The sequence below is a fragment of the Stenotrophomonas maltophilia group sp. P373 genome, assembly GCF_053295075.1.
Genome location: NZ_CM129994.1, coordinates 2,258,387 through 2,275,608, shown reverse-complemented (window position 1 = coordinate 2,275,608; position 17,222 = coordinate 2,258,387). Strand labels below are relative to the sequence as shown.

The following is a 17,222-nucleotide window of genomic DNA, read 5'->3' as shown; positions in this document are numbered from 1 at the left end:
CTGCCGATCAGCCCAGGTCACACCCTGCAGGCTGTGGCCAGGTGGTGGCCGGCAGCATGCTTTTCAGCGAGGCCGGTGCGTTGATCGCCACATAGCTGGCGCCCAGCAGCTCCTCCAGATCGGCAATCGTCACCAGGTAGTTGTCCAGGCTGCCGAGGTTGGCCTCGTTGGGAATGATCCAGCTGATCGCCTTGGCGGTTCCGGTGTTCGGGTCACGGGTGATGATCGTCTTCCAGAAGAACTCCGGGGTCGGGATGCCATGGCTGGCGAGGAAGTAATCGTTGGCGGCGTCGCCGTAGACCACACCACCGTAGACGTCCACCGGTGCGATGTCGCGGTAGCACTCGGCCACGTTTTCGGCCTTCACCCAGATGCCCTGGTTGAAGCTGGACACCTGCGGCACGATGTTGGTCATGTAGTTGGCGCGACGGATGTAGGTCGCGTCGTAGTCCATGTGGTTGGACGTGACCAGATGGCCACGGTCATAGCCGGATCTGATGCTGGCGTAGGACGCGGTGCTGGTCTGGCCCAGGCAGCCGGCCGGCAGGTCCGGGTCCTTGTAGAAGCTGGACGGCCGTGCGGCCGAACCGGTATCGGCGGTAAGCGTGTACTCGTAGCGGGTGGCGCTGTGGATGCTGCAGTCGTAGGTCAGCACGAAGCCGCCCTTGTTGAGGGTGACCACCTGGGCCTGTGCAGCACCGGCAAAAGCACTGAGTACGATGGCAAAGACAAAGCCTGCAAGGCGCATTTCGATTCTCCAGCAGAAGATTCAGGGCGCAGCCGCCCGTCACGACCTGGCCGGGGCGAGGACATGCGGAGATGCTGCGGAGACGGATGCTGCGGATTGCGGTGGAGCCTGGCCGCGTTGTTGGGCCATCAGCCCTGCGGTGTCATAAGCGTCACAAGCTGGCGCCTTGTGGTCAATGACGAAAGGGCGAAGCTGTGATCATGCGCAAGCACTGGTGATATGTCAGATCACGCGGCGCGTGGATGACACGCGCGCGTGCTAGGCGCCTGGCAGGCCTGCCAGCTGCGCGCCAGGGCCTGCGGCGGCGGGCGCTACAGGAATGCTTCCTGTTCTTCGTCCGGCGCCAGGCATGCGGCCTTGCTTTGCTCGGTCGAGCTCGCAATGGCCGCCTCGTCGAAACCGCTGCGGCTCAACCACAAACGGTTCCAGCGGACCAGTGCGTCGCTGTCGCGTGCCAGGCAGGCATAGCGGACGATCGATTCCAGGTTGTCGATGGTCGGGTACTGCTGGGCGATTTCGTCCAGTCCCTGGCGCATCAGCGGCCAATCGGGCTTCGCCGCGCGGAAGTGATCGGGCGAATACTCGGTGGCCGACCAGTACAGCCGTGCGTAGCGCATGGCCCGCTTCTTCTTTGGTGCGCTGGCCATCGAGTGCCGCGCGAAGGCTTCCATCTTCTGCGCGCTGCCGCCCCAGGCCGGCGTGAAGTACTCCATGGCAATGAGGTGCAGTGGTTCGTAGTCGGGGAAGGCCTTCGCTGCTCGATCAACGAGCGCCAGCATTTCGTCGTCATCCGCGCTTTCGCGCAGCGCGATCAGCACGTTCATCTCGTGCCAGAACGGGTCGCCGCCGGCAACATCCTCATGCGATTGCAGGTAGGCCCGCGAAACCGCGTTGTACTCATGGAACTGTGCCCAGTCTTCGTCGTTGACGGTGTTGGCGTATCCGTTGCCGCGGTAGCTCCAGGCCAGGTTGAGTGGAATCCGTGCAGTGATCAGGTGGGCCGCCGCAGACTTCGGCGCGTGCTGAACCCAGCGCGCCGCCCACGCAGACCAGTCGTTCCAGGCTTGAACCTCCTGCCGCGACGTGCCGATTGCACGCGACATGCAGATGTAGAAACGGCCGAGCCGGGATTGGCCGGCGGCGTTGAGCTCGCCCTTGCGGAAACGCGCGGCCATCGCGTCGAGTGCCGCAAAGTCGTCGTTGGCCATCAGCCGCGCAATGTCCGCGCAGTCGTTGGCGGGTTCGGGGGCATCTTCTGCCAACACTGAAGGGGCGAACAGGCAGGCAACGCTGGAGAGCGTGCCTGCGACGAGCATCCTGTGCATCGGGGGCGTCCTTGCTTTGATGGGAGACTGCGGAGGGCCCGCAGTGCCTCGAAGCATAGCAAGGCGCGCTTTGCGGCATGTTGCGTCGCAAGGTGCCAGCCACCATTCGCACTGGTACGGTCCGACCCGTTGCACCACCACCGACGGGGAGAGACGACGATGCGCAAGCTTTTGCTGCTGTTGATCCTGCTGACCGGGCTGGCGCCCGCGGCCCTGGCGGCCACGGTCAAGACCACCCATCGCACCATCCCCAGCTGGGATGGCACGCCCCTCGGGGCCTTCGTCATCGAACCCCAAGAGGCCGGCAGTGGCCGCTATCCGCTGCTGGTGATGCCCAGCAGCTGGGCAGTGCCCAGCGTGGAGTACGTGGGCGTGGCACAGTCGCTGGCGCAGCGCGGCTATGTGGTCATCAGCTACAGCTCGCGCGGCTTCTGGGAGTCGGGCGGCAGCATCGACATCGCCGGGCCGGCCACGGTCGAGGACGTCAGTGCACTGATTGACTGGGCGCTGGACAACACCCGTGCCGACCCCTCACGAATCGGTGTATCGGGCATCTCCTATGGGGCCGGCACCAGCCTGCTGGCGGCAGCACGCGACCCGCGCATCAAGGCCGTTGCCGCGTTGAGCGGCTGGGCCGACCTGCAGGCGTCGCTCTACAGCCATGACACGCCCAGCGCGCAAGGTATTGCCCTGCTGGTGGCAGCCGGCCTGGCCACTGGCCGCCCCGGGGCGGAGCTGGTCACCATCAACGGCAATGTGCTGGTCGGCAACTACCAGGGGGCGGTGGACTCGCTGCTGCCGGTGGCGGCACAGCGCAGCCCGGCCAGCAGCCTTGATGAGATCAATGCCAACCAACCCGCGGTATTCCTCGCCAACGCCTTCAACGACAGCCTGTTTCCGCCGGGCCAGCTGGTCGACTTCTTCACCCGCCTGAAGGGACCCAAGCAGTTGCAGCTGCGCCATGGCGACCACGCCCTCAACGAAGCCTTCGGTGCGCTCGGCATTCCCAATGAGGTCTATGCCACGGTGGGCGACTGGTTCGACCACTACCTCAAGGGCGTCGCCAATGGCATCGATCGCCAGCCGGCGGTGCAGTTGAAGTCGCAGAAGGGCAGCTGGAGCCGTTATCCGGACTGGCAGGCCACCTCTACCGGCGCCGTAAGCTACGGGCTGACCGCGCCGACCGGGCTTCTGCTGCCCACCGGAGGGCTGGCCGAGAGCGGTGGCGGCACCGGTTGGAACTACCGGATCGGCAGCGGCCTGCTGACTGCCGCCAACTCCGGCGTGGTGATGGCGTCCGGCGCGCTGCAGATGTTCAACCTGCCGCCCGGTGCCTATGTACCATTCGTTGGCCGCAACGCCGCAGGCGTCTGGCAGGGCCCGATCTACTGGAGTGCACGCCGCCTGGATGGCGCACCGGAAGTGCGGTTGACGGTGACGCCCACTCGCGCCAACACCACGCTGTATGCCTACCTGTATGCCGAGGATATGCTGGGCAACGGCCAGCTGATCAGCCACAAGCCGTACACCCTGCGCGGTGCCACGCCCGGCCAGCCGAGAACCATCGATCTTCGCCTGGAAGCCAGCAGCTGGAACCTCCCGACCGGCAGCCGGCTGACCCTGGTGGTCGATACCGTGGACCTGCGCTATGCGGGCATCAGCCAGCTGGGGGGGGCGGTGACCTTCAGCTCGCCGGCCAACGCGCCTTCGGTGCTGAAGGTGCCGCTGCATTGATTCAAAGCCACACGGCCTTCGCTCGACGCCATGCCGGGCGAAGGCGTTTCCCGGTGGATCAGTTGCTCCGCACCTGTGCTGCGGCGGAGTGTGCGCGATTGATGCGATCCAGGTGCAGGGCAGGGGGGGCGCGGCTCACTCCCCCTACGGCAGCAACACTCGGATCATCTCGTGCTGCCTGGACAGGTTCGCCCGTTGCACGAAACCCTGGATGAGCGAGGCCGCCACCTTGCGCTGGTTGTCCATGTCCAGCAACGGTGCGATGGCCTGTCCGGAACCATGGGGGCTGTCGTGGAATGGGCAATCGATCGGGCCTGCAGTGGTCAACGTCAGGATTGCCTTGGCCACGCGCGCCGACGGCGAATGCGGCGCATCGAAGATCACCAGCGTCCGCTCGTAGCTGACACCTGTGGCGCGTACGGTCGAGTGCAGGGAATCCTCGATGGTCATGTGCGCGCCGAGATCCTGGGCAAGCGCAAGGAAGCAGTTGGCCGCCGTCGCCTTGCGCAGCGTTGCAGGGTCGGTGCGGATGATCATCGCGCAGTCGACGCCGGAGATCGGCACCTGGGTGACATCCAGGTACGGGTTCTGTGCCAGTGTCCCGATCAAGGCGAGATCGTCGCTGTAGCCGCACGAAGCGGCAGGTGCACCCAGGCGTTGCAGCAGCGCTGCGACCCGTTGCACGCCCCATTGCCGCCCGTGCGCCAGACGCTGCGCGTGGGTGGCCGACAGCGCGCCGTGATCGAATCCCGAGGCTGACGCCTGCATGCGCGCCTTGACCATACGCATGCAGGCATCGACCTGCTGCATGCAGTCCGTGTCATCGGCGAACACCGGCGCCGCCGCGATGCCATCGATCACCCGGCCGAACGTCGCCAGGTCGCCCTGCTGGTCGCGGTACCAGTCGTGGATGCGCTGCACGTTGCGGCGACGTTTCTGCAGCTTGTCCGCGCCTGGCCAGCCGGGATAGGCAGCGATCTCGCACAGCATGGTCAGGCCTTCCCACAGGTGGTACTCCATGCTGGGCAGGGGCAGCCGCCAGCGCTCTTCAGAACCGGCATCCTCGGCAATCACCAGGTGGTTGCGGATGCTGTCCGACCACACTGTCACGGCCTCCACGGTATCGCGGCGCGGCGTGGTGACATCGATCAGTTCCATCAGGATCGGCCGCGGCGTCACCGGGTCATCGCCGGCAGGCGCCTTCGGATCCTTCACCCATCGCGCGTGCCAGGTATAGCCCATGCGATACAGCACGAACGGTTTGATGCCGTCGTTGAGGATGATGCCGGGTGGCGGCGGAGGGACAGGCGGCGGCTGCACGGGCTGCGGCAACGGTGGCTGCGGAGGGGGCAGCACGGACGGGCTTGTTACCGGCGCGGACGTGCCGATGCCCTTCAATGGCTCGCTGGTGAACAGATGCAGGCCCGCGCGGTCACGTTCGTACACCTTCCGGAACGTCTGCGGGTTGTCACATGTCACCAGGCACTGCTGGCCGGGCGGCACATGGATGTCCACCGATGCAAGATCCACCACCTGGCCGGCCAGCGGATTCTGGTTGGGTGGGAAGACGCTGATCTCCAGCGCGATGTTGAGGCCGGCACCCTGCATCACGTCGATCACGATGTCTTCAACACCGCCGTGCAGGGCGTCCTGTGCCGGGATCGGGATCCAGGGGTTGATCACCACCTGCGTGTCCCAGTCGGACCGGCCGAAATCGAACAGCGTCGGCGGCGGGTCTGCCGGGCGTTCAAGCAGTGCGTCCAGCGCATTGCCGCCCTTGACGTAGAAGAACATCAACGGCTCACCGGGTTTCAGGTTGTAATCCCGCCGTATCTTGCTGGACAGGCTGCGCAGCTGGTCCTTGATGTCGGCCAGGGCCTTCACCACGACCGAGCGGACGTCGGGATACACCTGCGCGTTGTTGATCTGCGCGGTGAGCTGCTTGCTGATGTGGCGCCGGGCCTCGCGTTCGGGCGTGCTTTCTTTCATGGAGGGGCCTCGCTAGGGTTGCAGGGGATCACACGGGTGCGCGCTGGAGGCTCAGGCGGGTGACAGCAGAGCGGCGATCTCCCGGTACCAGTCGATCTCCTGGCCACCGGGCCTGGCGCCGGCCAGGGCCTCGTCAACCTCCAGTGTTCCTTCGCCCGGAACCTCCACACGTGCCCCGAGGACATTGCGCAGATTGGCCACCGGCACCCGTCCGATGCTCGCCACTTCCCAGTCGGTCACCAGGCAGGACTGGGGGCGCGCAGGGCTGCTGGCACTGGCCTGGACGTTGTTCTCGGCCTCCTGCGCCATCCGCAGAAGCTCCTCGGCCGTGGTGCGGAAGCGAACCAGGGAGAAGCTGCCTCCCCCATCCGGAAACAGCCGGGCACGCAGATCGCATGCGGCGCGTCCCTGCCCAAGCCAGATGCCGAGCTCCTCCTCGAACTCGCGGCGCGCGGCGCGCTCTTTGCGTTCGTTGTTCAGGCGGCCGCCGCCGGGCAGGGCCCATTGGCCCGCCTGGTTCACCAGCGCCGGGGGCAGGGCATCCGACCACGCTCCGACTTCCGCCACCAGGCGTTGTGCCAGTATCAACGCAGCGGCCCAGTTCGGCGCACCCCGGGTGGGCGGCGGCAACGCGATGGAGAGCTCCCGCAAGGTTGCACGCGCAGCGCTGAACGTGGGAGGGGTTCTTGCGTCCTCGCGGAACAGGCTCTGCAGAGCGGCCAGCGTCTCCATGGCGATGTCATCGGTTTGCGGATGCGTGCGTTCGGCGCTTTCAAGCGCCCGGTCCAGTGCGTCCATGGTGCGGGGCAGCGTGCGTTCGCCGCGGTAGGCGACTGACCCTGCGGCGCGCCAGGCGCCGGAAAGCAGCTTCTTCACCAGATCCCAGTCCTGCTCTGTGCCACCGCCGGACGCGTTGCGGATGGCCAGCACAGCGGCCATCGCCTCGGCAGAAAGTACGACAACGGAATTGCTGCCCCACCAGCTGTTGAGCACCCGTTTGCGGACGACCAGATAGTGGGCTCCATCCCAGACTGCGACGTAGACCTGGTTCATGGAGCACCCCCCCGTTCAACCTGCGTGGAGGGGGCTGGGCGCATTGCCGCTGTGTCAGCGATAGTCCGGGAAAGGCATGCCATGTCTCGCTCCTGTGGGCTCGAAAAGTGGGGGCGGCGGCGTTGCCATCGGGGGTGCAGGCCGTGCGTCGCCGCGAATCCACTGTAGGAGCGAGGGGCGAGGGAGGATCGGCGCCAGCCACGATGTATGCGGCGGAACCGACGGAACAGGAGCGCGGGTGCATTGATTTCCCCGCGTTGGCGCAGAGCCCGTGGCCGCTCAGGGATCAGCGACTGCCGGCGCCTGCCTCCGGGTCGTGCAGGCGCCGCAGCTTCTTCTTGTTGATCTTGCCGACGCTGATCACCTGGCTGTTCCTGAAGGACTACCTGCGTTGAGTGGCAGCCGCTGCAGCGTCAAACCTGGCGGTCGAGACACCATGCTAGCCTTCCCCTTGGCAGGATTGCCTGACAGGGGGAAGGCATGGACACCCGACGCCGCGTTTCCAGCGTATTGACTGCATCCGGCATGCTCGCACTGGCACTGTCCGCCAATGCGCTCGCGCATCCGGGCGGGCTCGACAAGCAGGGGTGCCACACCAACCGGAAAACGGGTGAGTATCACTGCCATCGAGGCGCTCCAACCGCCCCTCGATACGTCGACACTCCGCGCAGCAGTTTCGCCCCCGCCCCCGCGCGCAGTTCCCGGGTGTTTGCCAACTGCGCGGAGGCCCGCGCCGCCGGGGCGGCGCCGGTACGGCGTGGTGATCCGGGGTATGGCCCGCACCTCGATCGTGACAATGACGGCGTGGGCTGCGAACCCTATCGGGGCCGCAGGTAGGGCATGGCCTGCCTGGCTTCAACTCCCGTTTCCCCGCGTTCGTCGGCCATCGCCGGGATTGGTCGCACGATGTCCCGGTATGGCAGGGTCATGCCCTAAGCTGTTGTGATTGAACTGCAGGGATGAAAGCAATCATGAACCGCTGGATTCTCCTGGCATTGGCCACGCTCCCGTTCGCTGCCGGTGCCGTGGTCATCCGCGATGATGTTGACGATGCCAGGTACCAGATCGACGCATCGGTGTTCCCGGCACTGGCGGACATGCCAGGCGAGGGGCACGGCGTCCTGATCGCACCGCGCTGGGTGCTGACCGCAGCGCATGCCGCACCGATGGAGGGGATGGGCGCCACCATCACCCTTGATGGGAAGGGCTACGGCGTCGAGCGTGTCTTCCTGCATCCCGGCTACAGGCCAATGCCCGAGGCACTGGGCAAGGAAGCCATGGCAACGGGGAGTGCGTCGAAAATCCACGCGTTTCTGGCGGCGTCCGATGACATTGCATTGATCAAACTTGCCGCACCGGTGAGCGATGTTCCGCCGGTCGCACTCTACCGTGGCGCCGACGAGGTCACGCAGGTCGCCGCCCTGATAGGGAAGGGCGCCACCGGCAACGGAGCGACTGGACTGGTACCCGGCGGGTCACATCGGACGACCCTGCGTCGGGCCTGCAACGCGATCACCGGCGGCAACGCGCGTTATCTCTGGTACCGTTTCGATCCGCCTCCGCAGGGCCTTCCCCTTGAAGGCGTGCTCGGCAACGGCGATAGCGGTGGCCCGCTGGTGATCAGGAAAGATGGGGCCTGGCAGCTGGTGGGCCTCGGTTCCTGGATCACCGCCGTTCCCGAGCATGCGCTGGAGGCGGGTTTCTACGGGCAGGTGGTCTACAACGTGCGCGTGTCCCGCTACATCGATTGGATCGAAAGCATCATCGATGCGTGACGCGAAACTTCAGTTCTTGTTCCCCTGGCGCGACGGCGCGGAGCAGGCGTAGCGGAAGGAAGCGCGCCTTAACGATTCATGGTCAAGAACAAGCACACGGCGCGGATCTCAGCCGGTGCGACGGGCGCTCGTATCCTTCCCGGCATGAGTTCTCCGTTCGATCTTCCAGAGTTCATGACGGTCACCCGGCCCTCCGGCTGGGTGCAGAGCGGCGAGCGTTGGGACCTGTGGTGGAACGGGCGTTCCGTGGCCAACATCGTGCCGCATGCCGTGCTCGGGTTCCGGGTGTACCTGGACGCACGCAAGATGTCCCAGACCAAGGTGGTGGCCGCCACGAATGTGCGGCAGGCCAGGCGCTACGCCGAGCGCTGGTGTGCCGCGCGGCTCTGCCCACAGCTGCGGCTGCGCGAGGCGGTGGCACGCCTGGTGGACGTGGCGCCGGAAACAAGCGCTGCGCCGTCGCCCGCACTTTCGCGGGAACAACGGCAGCAGGCCCGCCGCCTGGCCGAGGCCGGGGCGGGTGAGGTGGTACGGATCAAACAGGCACTGGCGCCGCGACAGCCCGCGATGAAGACCCGGCCGGAGCTGCAGGGGCGAGGTGGAGCCTGGTCGATACCCGGGCAGGCTCCGTCAAGCCGGCATTCGAACGGCAATGCCTCCCCGGCCAGGCTTATGCCGAGAGTTCCTCGCGCACGATCCTCGCCCCCGCGCTGAGCGCGCGCAGCTTGCCCCTGGCCACATCGCGCGCCAGCGGCGCCATGCCGCAGTTGGTGCTCGGGTAGAGCTTGTCGGCGTCCACGAACTGCAGCGCCCTGCGCAGGGTGTTGGCCACGTCCTCCGGGGTTTCCACCGTGCTGGAGGCCACGTCGATGGCGCCGACCATCACCTTCTTGCCGCGCACCAGCTCGATCAGGTCGATCGGCACATGGGAGTTGTGGCATTCCAGCGAGATGATGTCGAGGCTGGAGGTCTGCAGCTTGGGGAACGACTCCTCGTACTGGCGCCATTCCGACCCCAGGGTCTGCTTCCAGTCGGTGTTGGCCTTGATGCCGTAGCCGTAGCAGATGTGTACCGCCGTCTCGCACTTCAGCCCTTCGATCGCGCGCTCCAGTGCGGCTACGCCCCAATCATTCACTTCGTCGAAGAACACATTGAAGGCCGGCTCATCGAACTGGATGATGTCGACGCCGGCGGCCTCCAGCTCCTTCGCTTCCTCGTTGAGTATCTTCGCGAACTCCCAGGCCAGCTTTTCGCGGCTCTTGTAGTGCGCGTCGTACAGCGTGTCGATCATCGTCATCGGGCCGGGCAGCGCCCACTTGATCGGCTGCGTGGTCTGGCGGCGCAGGAACTTCGCATCCTCGACGAATACCGGCCTGGGGCGGCTCACGGCGCCAACCACGGTCGGCACGCTGGCATCGTAGCGGTTGCGGATGCGCACGGTTTCGCGCTTCTCGAAGTCGACGCCGCTGAGATGCTCGATGAAGGTGGTGACGAAGTGCTGGCGGGTCTGCTCGCCGTCACTGACGATATCAATGCCGGCATGCTGCTGTTCCTGCAGGGACAGGCGCAGGGCGTCCTGCTTGCCCTCGATCAGGCCTTCGTCCTGCAGCTTCCAGGGTGACCAGAGCTTCTCGGGCTCTGCCAGCCAGGAGGGTTTGGGCAGGCTGCCTGCGGTGGAGGTGGGGAGCAGCGTCTTCGTCGGCATCGTGTGGTGTGTCCTGGGGGCGAATGGGAAATCGATGGATCAGCGGGCGGCCCACTGCTCAAGCACGGCGCGGTACGGCTTGATGAAGTGTTCTTCGGTGAACCGGCCCTGCTTGACCGCCAGCTGGCTGCGCTCTTCGCGGTCGTAGACGATGCGGGTGGAGGAGTAATCCTGGTGCTTCAGGCTGGGCTGGTAGACCTTGCCGGCCACGGAATTGGCGTTGTAGATCTCCGGGCGGTAGATCTTCTGGAAGGCCTCCATCGTGCTGATGGTGCCGATCAGCTCCAGGTTCGAGTAATCGCCCAGCAGGTCGCCCTGGAAGTAGAACGCCAGCGGTGCGACGCTGCCCGGCGGCATGAAATAGCGTACCCGCAGGCCCATCTTGTCGAAGTACTGGTCAGTGGGGGAGAACTCACCCTGGCGGTATTCCACGCCCAGGATTGGATGGTGGTTCTCGGTGCGGTGGTAGGTCTTGCTGCTGGAAACGCTGATGCAGATCACCGGTCCCTTGCTGAAGTTGGCGCGGTAGGCGTCCGAGCGCAGGAAGTGCTGGAACAGCTTGCCATGCAGGTCGCCAAAGCCCTCCGGAAGGCCGAAGGTGTCCTTGCCTTCGTTGCTGGCCGGAAGCACCACGCTGAAGTCGTAGTCACGGACATAGGACGAGAAGTTGTTGCCGACGATGCCTTCGGTGCGTGTGCCGGTGTGCGTGTCTACAATGGTCGGGCGCAGCACTTCTATCAAGGGAAAGGGGGCGCTGCCCGCGTTGCCATCGATGTGCATCTCCACCGAGATGATGTCCAGCTCGACCGCGTAGCGATCGGCGCTTGGGTTGTCCCAATGCGCCAGATCATTGAAGCGGTTGTTGATCATGCTGATCGTGTTGCGCAGGTTCTCCTGCCGGGATGCGCCGCGCGCCAGGTTGGCGAAGTTGGTGGTGATGCGCGTGCCTTCGGCCGGCTGGTAGTCCTCGTTGAAGGGGATGCGCGTGATGCTGAAGGTGAAGGCGTCGTTCGTCATGGGCGGCGTTCCGTTTGCGGGGTGACATCCAGAGGCAGGTCGGCGGCATCTGGCATTCAAAGGGCTTCGATGGCCTCAGCGGCGGCGAGTGGCGCGCGGCGATGGGACAGCGCAAGCAGCGGCATTGCGCGCTGCACCGCCAGTCGTGCGCGCTGGATCAGCGCTTCGTTGTGTACGCGCCCCTCGGCGAAATCGCGGTCGGTGGCATACACGCCCAGGGGCAGGGTGCGGGCCTGGAAGAAGCTGAACAGCGGCCGCAGCTGGTGATCGATCACCAGTGCATGGCGGTCACTGCCGCCGGTCGCGGCCAGCAGGATGGGGGTATCGACCAGCGCGTCCTGGTCGATGAAGTCGAAGAAGTGCTTGAACAGCCCTGTGTAGGAGCCGCGATAGACCGGCGTGCTCACCACGAGCACATCGGCCCGTTCGACGGCCACCAGCTGGCGCTCGACAACCTCCGGGAGCTGCGAACGCCACAGCGCACCGGCCAGCTGCGGCGCCAGTTCGCCGAGTTCGATCAGCTGCTGTTCGCTGCGCATGTTCTCGCCGATCAGGCCCAGCAGGTGCTCGGCGAGGGTGGCGGCCCGGGAGGGGCGCTGCAGTCCACCGGAAACGGCGACGATACGGAGGGGGCGTTGGGATGAAGGCATGACCCGATCCTAGTCATGCCTTTTCATGACGTAAAATGGTATTACTTCACCTATCCATGAGTGAGATTCATCTTAATGTTGGAGCGGATCCACCTCAGCATCGTGCAGCAGGTCGAGCAGCAGGGCTCGCTCACCGCTGCTGCCGGCGTGCTCAACCTGACCCAGTCGGCGCTCAGCCACAGCATGAAGAAGCTGGAGCAGCAGCTGGGTACCGATGTCTGGCTGCGCGAAGGCCGCAGCCTGCGGCTGACCCAGGCCGGGCAATATCTGCTGGCAGTCGCCAACCGGGTGCTGCCGCAGCTGGACCTGGCCGAGGAGCGCCTGCGCCAGTTTGCCCAGGGCGAGCGCGGCGCGCTGCGCATCGGCATGGAATGCCACCCCTGTTACCAGTGGCTGCTGAAGATCGTCTCGCCGTACCTGGCCGCGTGGCCGGACGTGGATGTGGACGTCAAGCAGAAGTTCCAGTTCGGCGGCATCGGCGCGCTGTTCGGCTACGAGATCGACCTGCTGGTCACGCCCGATCCACTGCTGAAGCCGGGCCTGAAGTTCATCCCTGTGTTCGACTACGAGCAGGTGCTGGTGGTGGCCAGCAACCACGCCCTGGCCAAGGTGGACCACGTAAAGCCGCGCCAGCTCAGCCAGGAAGTGCTGATCAGCTACCCGGTGCCGTTCGAGCGCCTGGACATCTACAACCAGTTCCTGCTGCCGGCCGGCATCACCCCGCGGCGCCACAAGGCCATTGAAACCACCGACATCATGATGCAGATGGTGGCCAGCGGCCGCGGCGTGGCTGCCATGCCGCGCTGGCTGGTGGAGGAGTACGCCACGCGCATGGACGTGGTGCCCGTACGGCTGGGCGCCAAGGGCATCCCCAAGCAGATCTACCTGGGCGCGCGCGAGGCCGATACCGGTATCGACTACCTGCAGGCCTTCATCGAACTGGCCCGCAACAGCTCGCCGCTTGCCGGCAATGTGGGCGGAGCACGTTGATGCCGGCAGGCCTGTCACTGCGGGCGGACGCCTTCATCAGCGCTTTTTCACTGGAAGTCAGCGCGAAGGCCATGCCCGCGCTGTGCGCCGAGGCGGATCGGATCCCGCGCGGTACGGTCATCTCCATTCCCTACCTGGCCAGCGAGGATGACGACGCCCGACTGGCCGCCGCGCGCACGGTGCGCGCGCTCGGATTCGAGCCGATGCCGCATCTGTCTGCGCGGCGTATCGGCTCGCGCGCGGTACTCGGGCGGTTCCTTGAGCGCGCGGCCAGCGAGGCTGGTGTCGAGCAGTGCCTGGTGATCGCCGGTGACCTCGCCACGCCTGCTGGAGCGTTTGCAGACAGCATTTCGATCATCGAGGCCGGACTTCTGGAACGGTGCGGCATCAAGGTCGTTGCTATCGGCGGGCACCCGGAAGGGCATCCGGTGATGAGCAGCGATCAACGCTGGCAGGCGCTTGAACGTAAATGCCAGGCCATCGAGGCACGCGGCATGGCCCCCTTGGTCGTCACCCAGTTCGCGTTCGATGCCGATACCGTGCTGGCCTGGCTGGATGGACTGCGCACGCGTGGCATCGCGGTTCCGGTGCTGGTCGGTGTGCCGGGCCCAGCCAGCATCACCCGGCTGCTTCGATACGCCGCGATGTGCGGCGTAGGTGCCAGTGCATCGATGCTGGCCCGGTATGGCATCTCGATCGGCCGGCTGCTGGGAACGGCGGGGCCGGAGGTGTTCGTCGATCGACTGGTGAACGGGCTGACGGACGCCCATGGCCCGGTCAGCCCGCATTTCTTCCCGTTCGGTGGTGTTGCGCCGTCGCTGGAGTGGATGGCGCAGTACCGGCGGCGCATTTCAATCAGCCAGAGCGGATGATCCGCATCACTGCAGGAGTCGCGTTGTCCGGGCGCCGGCATGTTCCAGCGCGGGCGCAGGCCTGGAAAGCCTCCCATTGCAGTGACGCATGCCCAGGTCGAGGCGCTCTGCAATACCCTGCGGGTTGATGTCTCCGGCGCGATTGATCAGCACGACGAGTGTTCTTCGATCGGCGGGACGGTGCCGGAGATACCCGGTGAAGCCTGCGGTTCCGCCGCCATGGCCGACGACCTTTCCGCCATCGGAAACTTCCCAGCCGGCCCCCCAGCCCGCGTTGCTGCCATTGGAGAGCAGTGTGTCGCACCACATCCGTTTCAGGGACGCCTCGGGCAGCAGTCGATGCTGGTCCAGCGCCACAGCAAAGCGCGCCATGTCGTCGATGCTCGCGAGCAGGCCGCCGGCGGCCCATGCCGAGCCCGGAGCAGTGGGAGGCGGTGCGCGCCAGTGGCCATCCTGGAACAGATGCCCTTGGGCAATCCGGCGCCGCTCCCCTGCACGACGCGGCCCCGCATCACGCATGCCCAGCGGCGACAGGATCTCCTCCTGGAGGATGCGCCAGTAATCCATGCCGGTCGCATGCTCGATGGCCAGGCCGAGCAGGATGTAGTTCGTATTGGAGTAGGCGTGCCGCGCACCGGGCGCAAACTCCAGCGGCCGCTCGGCCACCTCTGCAAGCAGTTCACGGGGGCCTGGATTCGTCGGCATCAACCGCAGGAAGTTGTCTTCATTCAGATAGTTGGGAATGCCTGAGGTATGGCTCAGCAGCTGCAGCAGCGAAGTGGATGCCCAAGCGGAAGGCAACCCCTCCACGTACAGGCCGATGGGCGCGGTGACGTCGAGCAGCTGCCGCTGCTGGAGCCGGAATATCAGCAGGGCCGTGAACAGCTTGGTGATCGACCCCAGTTCGAACACGGTATGGCGATCAATCGGTGCAGTCCGGCTGTCACTGAGCCGCCCGGTCGTGGACAGCGCGGCAATGCGCCCGTGATCGACCAGAACCGCCGCCATGCCAGGCTGCCGTTCGGCCTGCAGCAATGCGGTCAGCGAACTGCATCCCGCTAACGTCGCCCGGCTCGCCAGCGCCGATGATGCGGACAGGCCGCAGCCGGTGGCCAGCAGCGCCGCACACAGACGGCGTCGGACAGGGTCGTGGTACATGCGCGTGGCTCGCAGCGGCGTCGTGGTAATGGTAGCGCGGGCCGAAGGCCGGCCGGCGCAGGACGTACCGGGCGTATCTACCCAACAGCTGCCGGAGGCCGGGCAGCACGCCAGCGGGTCATCCCCGATGGCTGACAGCTGTCACTGGTTGCAACCCGGGCGGAAGCGAATAGTGAGCGCCAAGGCGAGGGCACCTCGCCACCACTTACCAAGGGGACCGCTCATGAACATGCTCCAGCACCTCGTCTCGCAGACGCCAATCTGGGTGTGGCTGCTCCTGGCCTTCCTGATCACCCGTGGCATCGCCGCCATGAAGCCGGCCGAGACCTCGCTGCAGAAGCTGGCGATCGTACCCGCCTTGTTCGCTGTCTGGGGTGCGTGGTCGGTCAGCCATCGCTTCGGCGCTTCGCTGAGCGCCTGGAGCGAATGGCTGGCCGGCATCGCCACGGGCGCGACGCTTGCCTGGCTGCTGTTGAATCGATTGAAGCTGACGCTGGACCGCAGCACCGGCAGGCTCTGGCGCAGCGCGGACTTCAGCCTGCTGCCGCTGCTGCTGGCCACCTTCCTGGTGAAGTACGGCTTCGAAGTCGCATTTGCGGTGTCGCCGTCGCTGTCCGCCCATGCCGGCTTCAGTGCCGCCTACCTGCTGCTGACGGGCGGGTTCACTGGCATCTTCGTGGGCAAGTACGCCCGGTACCTGGCCTCGCTGCGGATGGATGCGGCAGGCAAGGGGCTGGAAACCGCAGGCTGATCGCCCGGGTAGTGCCGGCCGCTGGCCGGCTTCCCCATGCAGGGTTGTGCGGTGCTGACGCAGGCGTCACGATGCCCGCCACTGGCCAACACCGGAAACGCTGACGTCATGAAGACCACATCCTGGTTCTGGATCAACGTGGTCAGTCACTTCAGCATTGTCGCCGCCCTGGCCTGGCTGCCCGCACGGTGGACGGGGCAACTTGTGGAGGCGCTGGCCGGGACGCAGCCGGCTATTGGCGATGCCCAGCATGTGGCCCTCATTGGTTCCATTTTTGGCTTCTGCGCGACCGCACTGATCTTCATGGGGGCGCTGATAGTCACCGGCGAACTCCTGGGTTTCTCCAGGCCCTATGCGCGGCGGCCGGAGTCCCGAAACGAAGCGCAGGTCGTCCACCGGAAGGTGTTGCTGGTTGCATTCGCCACGCTCTCGTGGGTGGCCGTGGGATCGCTCGCGGGTATTGCGTCGATCTTCGCGGCTTCGTCATGAAGGGCGGCCCTGCCAGCGTCTGGCGCGCCGGAACGCATAGGCGCGTGAACCGCGCAGTTGCTCACGCCTCCCCGCGCCACTGGCTCATCAGCATCTGCAGAAAGCGCTCCGCCGTGGGCGAGAGCAGGGCGCCCCGGCGTCGGACGATCCCGATCGTGCGCGATACCACAGGATTGCCGATCGCGCGTGTCACCAGGGTGGGGTGATCCCCGTCCGGCGTGGCCATCTTCGGTAGCACCGACACGCCTATACCGGCCTCGACCATGCCCAGTGACGTCGACAGGTGCGTCACCTCGTAGTGCCAGCTCAACTTGAGGTTCTCGCGCGCCAGCGCGCCGTCCAGCAGCGTGCGGTTGCCGCTGGTGCGATGCACGGTGATCAGCTGGTGCTCGGCCAGATCAGCCCATTCCACCTTGCGCTTGCGGGCCAGCGGATGATCACGTCGGCAGGCGAGGACGAAGGGGTCCTCAGCCAGTACGTCGAAGTCGAGATTGGGATCGTTGGCGCCCATGAAGTTGATGCCGAACTCGACTTCGCCACGTTCCACTGCCTGCAGACCCTCCGTCGCCGGGATATCCAGGATGCGGAAGCGCACGTTCGGGTGCGCTTCGTGGAAACGCGCCATCACGCTGGGCAGGAAGTAGAACGCCGCCGTCGGCAGGCACGCGATGGTCACGGTGGCGCCGCGGGTGTCCTCCCGGCCGCGCAGTGAGAACAGCGAGCCATCGAATTCCTCCAGCATGCGGCGTACCAGCGGCAGCAGGTTCTCGCCGACAGCGGTGGTACTGACGCTGCGCGTGGTGCGCTCCAGCAGTGGCGAACCCACGGCCTGCTCCAGCTTCTGGATCCGTCGGCTGAGTGCTGGCTGGGAGACGTGCAGGATTTCCGCGGCGCGATGGAAGCTGCGGGTCTCCGAGACCAGCAGGAACGCACGCAGATCCAGGATTTCGCAATTGATGCTCATGG

Annotated in this window: 17 protein-coding genes; 8 read left to right on the top strand and 9 right to left on the bottom strand. The window is 65.9% G+C overall.

All coding sequences use genetic code 11. From position 1 onward, the window contains the following. Positions 1–7 precede the first annotated feature (7 nt). Both ACSYHF_RS10560 and ACSYHF_RS10555 read right to left on the bottom strand, forming a co-directional pair. A complete protein-coding gene (locus ACSYHF_RS10560) occupies positions 8–748 on the bottom strand; it encodes a DNA/RNA non-specific endonuclease (protein WP_065177776.1) in 741 nt (246 codons plus the stop codon). A gap of 311 nt (positions 749–1,059) precedes the next feature. Then, positions 1,060–2,073 carry a DUF4034 domain-containing protein gene (locus ACSYHF_RS10555; protein ID WP_065177777.1) on the bottom strand — a complete coding sequence of 338 codons (1,014 nt, stop codon included), beginning with the start codon at positions 2,071–2,073 and terminating at the stop codon, positions 1,060–1,062. 159 nt (positions 2,074–2,232) lie between these two features. On the opposite strand from ACSYHF_RS10555, the gene ACSYHF_RS10550 reads away from it, so the two are divergent. After that, positions 2,233–3,807 (top strand): S15 peptidase family protein, encoded by a 1,575-nt coding sequence (locus ACSYHF_RS10550; RefSeq protein ID WP_447575599.1) that lies wholly within the window; start codon positions 2,233–2,235, stop codon positions 3,805–3,807. A gap of 144 nt (positions 3,808–3,951) precedes the next feature. Here ACSYHF_RS10550 and ACSYHF_RS10545 read toward each other — a convergent pair whose 3' ends face one another. Both ACSYHF_RS10545 and ACSYHF_RS10540 read right to left on the bottom strand, forming a co-directional pair. Further along, entirely contained in the window at positions 3,952–5,796 is a 1,845-nt protein-coding gene (locus tag ACSYHF_RS10545) for a hypothetical protein (protein ID WP_447575598.1), read from the bottom strand. Positions 5,797–5,847: 51 nt separating this feature from the next. After that, on the bottom strand, positions 5,848–6,849 hold the full coding sequence (locus ACSYHF_RS10540) for an NUDIX hydrolase (RefSeq protein WP_005416628.1): 1,002 nt from the start codon (positions 6,847–6,849) through the stop codon (positions 5,848–5,850). 480 nt (positions 6,850–7,329) lie between these two features. On the opposite strand from ACSYHF_RS10540, the gene ACSYHF_RS10535 reads away from it, so the two are divergent. The 3 genes from ACSYHF_RS10535 to ACSYHF_RS10525 all read left to right on the top strand — a co-directional run bounded on the left by ACSYHF_RS10535 (position 7,330) and on the right by ACSYHF_RS10525 (position 9,338). After that, positions 7,330–7,686, top strand: coding sequence for an excalibur calcium-binding domain-containing protein (locus ACSYHF_RS10535; RefSeq protein ID WP_088123868.1), 357 nt, complete (start codon positions 7,330–7,332; stop codon positions 7,684–7,686). A gap of 134 nt (positions 7,687–7,820) precedes the next feature. Next, positions 7,821–8,624, top strand: coding sequence for a S1 family peptidase (locus ACSYHF_RS10530; RefSeq protein WP_095377614.1), 804 nt, complete (start codon positions 7,821–7,823; stop codon positions 8,622–8,624). Positions 8,625–8,702: 78 nt separating this feature from the next. Continuing rightward, positions 8,703–9,338 carry a hypothetical protein gene (locus tag ACSYHF_RS10525; protein ID WP_069138485.1) on the top strand — a complete coding sequence of 212 codons (636 nt, stop codon included), beginning with the start codon at positions 8,703–8,705 and terminating at the stop codon, positions 9,336–9,338. On the opposite strand, the gene ACSYHF_RS10520 is transcribed toward ACSYHF_RS10525, so the two are convergent. From ACSYHF_RS10520 to msuE, 3 genes are read right to left on the bottom strand one after another with little or no spacing between them, the layout of a single operon-like run. After that, the gene (locus tag ACSYHF_RS10520) at positions 9,295–10,329 is read right to left on the bottom strand and encodes a methionine synthase (RefSeq protein WP_095377560.1); all 1,035 of its coding nucleotides are present in this window, start codon (positions 10,327–10,329) and stop codon (positions 9,295–9,297) included. The two genes, ACSYHF_RS10525 and ACSYHF_RS10520, sit on opposite strands and share 44 nt — an antisense overlap. Positions 10,330–10,368: 39 nt before the next feature. Continuing rightward, positions 10,369–11,346 (bottom strand): DUF1852 domain-containing protein, encoded by a 978-nt coding sequence (locus ACSYHF_RS10515; RefSeq protein WP_095377561.1) that lies wholly within the window; start codon positions 11,344–11,346, stop codon positions 10,369–10,371. Positions 11,347–11,402: 56 nt separating this feature from the next. Next, positions 11,403–11,996 carry an FMN reductase gene (msuE, locus tag ACSYHF_RS10510; protein ID WP_069138487.1) on the bottom strand — a complete coding sequence of 198 codons (594 nt, stop codon included), beginning with the start codon at positions 11,994–11,996 and terminating at the stop codon, positions 11,403–11,405. A gap of 75 nt (positions 11,997–12,071) precedes the next feature. On the opposite strand from msuE, the gene ACSYHF_RS10505 reads away from it, so the two are divergent. Both ACSYHF_RS10505 and ACSYHF_RS10500 read left to right on the top strand, forming a co-directional pair. Further along, positions 12,072–12,986, top strand: a complete 915-nt coding sequence (locus ACSYHF_RS10505; protein WP_005416621.1) for a LysR family transcriptional regulator — start codon at positions 12,072–12,074, stop codon at positions 12,984–12,986. Next, positions 12,986–13,858, top strand: a complete 873-nt coding sequence (locus ACSYHF_RS10500; RefSeq protein WP_262233120.1) for a methylenetetrahydrofolate reductase — start codon at positions 12,986–12,988, stop codon at positions 13,856–13,858. The genes ACSYHF_RS10505 and ACSYHF_RS10500 overlap by 1 nt, the downstream gene beginning before the upstream one ends. A 6-nt stretch (positions 13,859–13,864) precedes the next feature. On the opposite strand, the gene ACSYHF_RS10495 is transcribed toward ACSYHF_RS10500, so the two are convergent. After that, on the bottom strand, positions 13,865–15,016 hold the full coding sequence (locus ACSYHF_RS10495) for a serine hydrolase domain-containing protein (protein WP_262233119.1): 1,152 nt from the start codon (positions 15,014–15,016) through the stop codon (positions 13,865–13,867). Between the two features lie 223 nt (positions 15,017–15,239). Between ACSYHF_RS10495 and ACSYHF_RS10490 the strand changes: the two genes are divergently transcribed. Together ACSYHF_RS10490 and ACSYHF_RS10485 are read left to right on the top strand one after the other, a co-directional pair. Further along, on the top strand, positions 15,240–15,767 hold the full coding sequence (locus ACSYHF_RS10490) for a DUF6622 family protein (protein WP_262233118.1): 528 nt from the start codon (positions 15,240–15,242) through the stop codon (positions 15,765–15,767). A 108-nt stretch (positions 15,768–15,875) separates the two neighbouring features. Further along, complete coding sequence (locus ACSYHF_RS10485) at positions 15,876–16,256, top strand: hypothetical protein (RefSeq protein ID WP_005416617.1); 381 nt, start codon at positions 15,876–15,878, stop codon at positions 16,254–16,256. Positions 16,257–16,317: 61 nt separating this feature from the next. Here ACSYHF_RS10485 and ACSYHF_RS10480 read toward each other — a convergent pair whose 3' ends face one another. Next, the gene (locus tag ACSYHF_RS10480) at positions 16,318–17,220 is read right to left on the bottom strand and encodes a LysR family transcriptional regulator (protein ID WP_010485668.1); all 903 of its coding nucleotides are present in this window, start codon (positions 17,218–17,220) and stop codon (positions 16,318–16,320) included. Positions 17,221–17,222 lie beyond the last annotated feature (2 nt).